At 67.2% G+C, this 4874-nt stretch carries 6 protein-coding genes; 5 read left to right on the forward strand and 1 reads right to left on the reverse strand.

Annotated features, from left to right (window positions below; genetic code table 11):
- From L995_RS16970 to cydX, 4 genes are all read left to right on the forward strand, one after another.
- The coding region (locus L995_RS16970) for an ATP-binding cassette domain-containing protein (RefSeq protein ID WP_047472736.1) at nucleotides 1–354 on the forward strand (354 nt) is incomplete at its 5' end.
- Between the two features lie 42 nt (nucleotides 355–396).
- On the forward strand, nucleotides 397–1983 hold the full coding sequence (locus tag L995_RS16975; protein WP_016450181.1) for a cytochrome ubiquinol oxidase subunit I: 1587 nt from the start codon (nucleotides 397–399) through the stop codon (nucleotides 1981–1983).
- Nucleotides 1984–2001: 18 nt separating this feature from the next.
- Nucleotides 2002–3153: a cytochrome d ubiquinol oxidase subunit II gene (gene cydB, locus L995_RS16980; RefSeq protein WP_016453934.1), complete on the forward strand. Its 1152-nt coding sequence runs from the start codon at nucleotides 2002–2004 to the stop codon at nucleotides 3151–3153.
- A 49-nt stretch (nucleotides 3154–3202) separates the two neighbouring features.
- Nucleotides 3203–3328, forward strand: coding sequence for a cytochrome bd-I oxidase subunit CydX (gene cydX / locus L995_RS16985; protein ID WP_012204319.1), 126 nt, complete (start codon nucleotides 3203–3205; stop codon nucleotides 3326–3328).
- Between the two features lie 198 nt (nucleotides 3329–3526).
- On the opposite strand, the gene L995_RS16990 is transcribed toward cydX, so the two are convergent.
- Nucleotides 3527–4123 carry a GbsR/MarR family transcriptional regulator gene (locus L995_RS16990; RefSeq protein ID WP_026062606.1) on the reverse strand — a complete coding sequence of 199 codons (597 nt, stop codon included), beginning with the start codon at nucleotides 4121–4123 and terminating at the stop codon, nucleotides 3527–3529.
- Nucleotides 4124–4298: 175 nt separating this feature from the next.
- Between L995_RS16990 and L995_RS16995 the strand changes: the two genes are divergently transcribed.
- Nucleotides 4299–4874, forward strand: a 576-nt coding sequence (locus L995_RS16995) for an acyltransferase family protein (RefSeq protein ID WP_047472737.1), incomplete at its 3' end; no start/stop codon positions are given.

The raw sequence follows: 4874 nt of genomic DNA on the forward strand, positions 1-4874 counted from the left end.
GATGTGCGCGCCATGGCGCAGGGCCTGGACACGCGGCTGGGCGAGGGCGGGCTGGGCCTGTCCGGCGGCCAGGCACGGCGCCTGGCGCTGGCACGGCTGCTGCTGAGCCCCGCGCGCTGCTGGCTGCTGGACGAAGTGACCGAGGGCCTGGATGCACGCACGGCCGCCGACCTGCTGGTGCGGCTGGACAGTGCAGCCCGGGGCCGCACCCTGGTGCTGGCCACCCACAAGCTGCGGGAGGCGCAACTGGCCGACCGGCTGCTGTGGGTGGAGCAGGGCCGCGTGGTGTCCGAGGCGCTGCGCGGCACACCGCCGTTCGAGGCGGCCCTGGCGCGCCTGCGGCAGGACGGCTGATCAAGGATTTCACCAAGTACCCCCGAGAGAAAGGATCTCACCATGGACCTCGACATCGTCGATCTATCGCGGCTGCAGTTCGCGGTAACGGCGCTCTACCACTTCCTGTTCGTGCCGCTGACCATCGGCCTGGCCGTGATCATCGCCATCATGGAGACCGTCTTCGTGATGACGGGCCGCACCATCTGGCGCGACATGACGAAGTTCTGGGGCACGTTGTTCGGCATCAACTTCGCCATGGGCGTGGCCACGGGCATCGTGATGGAGTTCCAGTTCGGCATGAACTGGAGCTACTACAGCCACTACGTGGGCGACATCTTCGGCGCGCCGCTGGCCATCGAGGGGCTGATGGCCTTCTTCCTCGAAGCCACCTTCGTGGGCCTGTTCTTCTTCGGCTGGGACCGCCTGAGCAAGGTGGGGCACCTGGTGACCACTTGGTGCGTGGCCCTGGGCTCGAACTTCTCGGCGCTGTGGATCCTGATCGCCAACGGCTGGATGCAAAACCCCGTGGGCGCGGCGTTCAACCCGCAGACCATGCGCATGGAGGTCACCGACTTCTTCGCGGTGCTGACCAACCCCGTGGCCCAGGCCAAGTTCGTGCACACGGTCTCGGCAGGCTATGTGACGGCGGCCATCTTCGTGCTGGGCGTCTCGGCCTGGTATCTGCTCAAGGGCCGGCACATCCAGCTGGCGCGCCGCTCCATGACGGTGGCCACCTCGTTCGGCCTGGCCGCCGCGCTGTCGGTGGTGGTGCTGGGCGATGAAAGCGGCTACCTGTCGTCGGAGCACCAGAAGATGAAGCTGGCCGCCATCGAGGCCATGTGGGACACCGAGCCCGCACCGGCCGCCTTCACGGCCTTCGGTTTCCCCGACAAGGCCGCACGCGAGACGCACTATGCCGTGCACATTCCCTGGGTCATGGGCCTGATCGGCACGCGCTCGCTGACCACCGAGATCCCCGGCATCAACGACCTGGTCCAGCGCACCGAGCAGTACATCCGCAACGGCATCGAGGCCTATGGCGCGCTGGAGGCCATCCGCGCCGCCGGCCCCACGGGCCAGGTGCCGGCCGAGGCCAAGGCCGTCTTCGAGGACAAGGGCGGGCAACTGGGCTACGCGCTGCTGCTCAAGCGCTACGTGGACGACCCGCGCCAGGCCACGGACGCGCAGATCGCCCAGGCCGCCTGGGACACCGTGCCGGCCGTGGGGCCGCTGTTCTGGGCCTTCCGCATCATGGTGGGGCTGGGCATGTTCTTCATCGCGCTCACGGCGGCCTTCTTCTGGCTGTCGGTGCGGCGCAGGCTGGACGCCCATCCGTGGATGCTCAAGCTGGCCGTGATCGCCATTCCCCTGCCTTGGATTGCGGCCGAGTGCGGCTGGATCGTGGCCGAGGTGGGCCGCCAGCCCTGGATCATCGAAGGCGTGCTGCCCACGGCGCTGGCCGTCTCCAACCTGGGCGCGGGCACGCTGCTGCTGACGATTGCAGGCTTCATCGCCATCTACTCCGTGCTCTTCGTCATCGAGATGAAGCTCATGGTGAAGGCCATCCGCAAGGGACCGCAGGAGGAAAGCGCACCGCACCTGACCACCTACTTCCCTCTGATGCAAAAACTCGCCCGCGGGCAATGACCAAGGGAGATTGTCACCATGATTCTTCACGAACTGATCAGCTACGACGTCCTGCGCCTGCTGTGGTGGGGCCTGCTGGGCGTGCTGCTCATCGCCTTTGCCGTCACCGATGGCTTTGACCTGGGCGCTGCCGCGCTGCTGCCGCTGGCGGCCAGGACCGACGTGGAGCGCCGCGTCGTCATCAACTCTCTGGGCCCGGTCTGGGAAGGCAACCAGGTCTGGCTCATCCTGGGCGGCGGCGCCATCTTTGCGGCCTGGCCGCAGCTGTACGCGGTCTCGTTCTCGGGCTTTTACCTGGCCATGTTCGCGGCGCTGGTGGCGCTGATCCTGCGGCCCGTGGCCTTCAAGTTCCGCAGCAAGCGCGAGGATCCGGCCTGGCGCGCGCGCTGGGATGCCGTGCTGTGCATGGCCGGCGTGGTGCCCGCGCTGATCTTCGGCGTGGCCGTGGGCAATGTGCTGCAGGGCGTGCCCTTCCGCCTGGCGCCCGACATGCGCATCTACTACGAGGGCACGTTCTTCGGCCTGCTCAACCCGTTTGCGCTGCTGGCCGGCCTGGTCTCGCTGTGCATGCTGCTCATGCATGGTGCGTCCTGGCTGGTGTTCAAGACCGAGGGCGATGTGGCCGCGCGCGCGCGCCGCCTCGGCATGGTGGCGGCCGTCGCCACCACGGTGCTGTTCGCGGCGGCCGGCGTGTGGCTGGCCGCGCTCAACGGCTACCGCATCACCAGCGAGGTCAACACCACCGGACCGTCCAACCCGCTGTTCAAGACGGCTGCGCTGCAGGCGGGCGCCTGGTTCGCCAACTACCAGGCCCGGCCCGTGCTCTGGGCCGTGCCGGCCATCGGCCTGCTGATGCCGCTGATGGCGGCGCTGGGCCTGTGGCTGCGCCGCGAGTGGCTGGCCCTGCTGTCCAGCGGCCTGGGCATTGCCGGCATCATCGCCAGCGTGGGGGCGTCCATGTTCCCGTTCATCCTGCCCTCGTCGCTGAACCCGCAGCACAGCCTCACGGTCTGGGACTCTTCGTCCAGCCATGTGACGCTGTTCATCATGCTGGTGTGCGCGCTGATCTTCGTGCCCCTCATCGTGGCCTACACCAGCTGGGTCTACAGCGTGCTGCGCGGCAAGGTCGACCCGATGGCCATCATCGAGGGCCGCGGCCACTCGTACTGATCCACCGAATCAAGCAACGACATTCAACGTCAAGAAAGGACACAACACCATGTGGTACTTCGCCTGGTTGCTCGGCCTGCCGCTGGCGGCCGCCTTCGCGGTGCTCAACGCGATGTGGTACGAACTGATGGACGACGAGGCCACGCGCCGCGAACTCCTGGCCCGGGAGAAATAAAGCTCCCCCTGAGGCGCTTCGCGCCTTCCCCTCTCTCTTCGAGAGGGGGACGACACCCTCGCTGCGGGGGCGGCCCTTGCTCGGTGTTCCTCGCTTTGGGCTACGCCAGTTTTTGCACGCGCTTACCGCCAATGAAGCATTGCTGTAAACACAATGAGCTCCCTCGGGAGCTCATTTTTGTACGCAGGCTTGCCAGGTTCAATCGTCGGTGTCATCCGCCTTGGCGCGGCCCTTGCCGCCCGTGATGCGGTCCTTCAGATCCAGCAGCCGCGTCACGGCCGTGCCCATGCCCATGAGCTGCATGGCGGTCTCGGGCGACAGGCGCTGCACGTCGTCGAACCAGTTCATGAGCCGGTCGATCAACTCGTACATGTCACGCATGCGCTGCTGGGCGTAGCGTTCCTCTTCGGTGGTGACTTCCTCCAGCATGGCGGCGCGCAGCATGGACTGGGTGGGCTCGATCTCGCGGCGGCGGCGTTCCTCTGCCAGGCGGCGGAAGATTTCCCAGACATCCTGCGGCGCCTCGAAATACTCGCGCCGGTCGCCGGGCTGGTGGCGCAATTGCACCAGGCGCCAGGCCTGCAATTCCTTGAGCCCCATGCTCACGTTGGAGCGCGAGAACTCCAGCGTCTCGGCGATCTGGTCGGCATTGAGCGGCTCGGGCGAAAGAAACAGCAGAGCGTAGATCTGGCCTACCGTGCGGTTGATGCCCCAGCGGCTGCCCATCTCGCCGAAGTGGGAGACGAACTGCCGGTTCAACGCCGGAAGAGGTTTGGGTTGCGTCATGGCATGCATTGTGCCTTCGCGTGCCGGCATGTCCTGTGCGGCTTGGAAAGCGGTGCGTCAGCTTTCTGCAAGACGCGGTCAAAAGGCGCACAATGGCGCCTTTGCGGGCTTGCGGCCAGGCGGCCCGGGCCCAGCGCCTCCCGCTTCCCGCTTCCCGACCCGTTCGCAGATTGCATATTGCCCCATGTCCCACGCTAGCCGCAGTGCGCTGATCGACTGCACCAAGGGCCTGGCCTGTGCCGCCATCGTCTGGCACCACCTGGCCTTCTACGGCCCCATGTCCGATATCGCCCATCCGGCCGCGCCGGACCTCATCGACTGGCTCTATGAATATGCGCGCATGGCCGTGCAGATCTTCCTGGTGCTGGGCGGCTACCTGGCGGCAGCCAGCATGGCGCCGCAAGGCCACGGCCTGCACAGCGATCCGTGGTCGCGCATCGGGCGCCGCTTCGTGCGCCTGGTCGTGCCCTATGCCGTGGCCCTGGTCGTGGCCGTCGTCGTCTCGGCGGCAGTGCGGCCCTGGTTCGACCATGCCTCGGTGTCGGGCGAGCCCGATCTCTGGCAGCTGGTGGCGCATGCGCTACTGCTGCAGAACATCGTGGGCGAGGAGTCGCTGTCCGCCGGCGTCTGGTACGTGTCCATCGACTTCCAGCTGTTTGCGCTGACGGCGCTGCTGCTGGCCGGCACGCGCTGGGGCGGCGCCTTGCTGCGCCGCCGCTTCGGTGGCCAGGCACTGTCGCGCTGCTGGCCCTGGACGCTG

Source organism: Delftia sp. ZNC0008, assembly GCF_000799035.1.
GTDB classification, from domain to species: domain Bacteria; phylum Pseudomonadota; class Gammaproteobacteria; order Burkholderiales; family Burkholderiaceae_C; genus Comamonas; species Comamonas tsuruhatensis.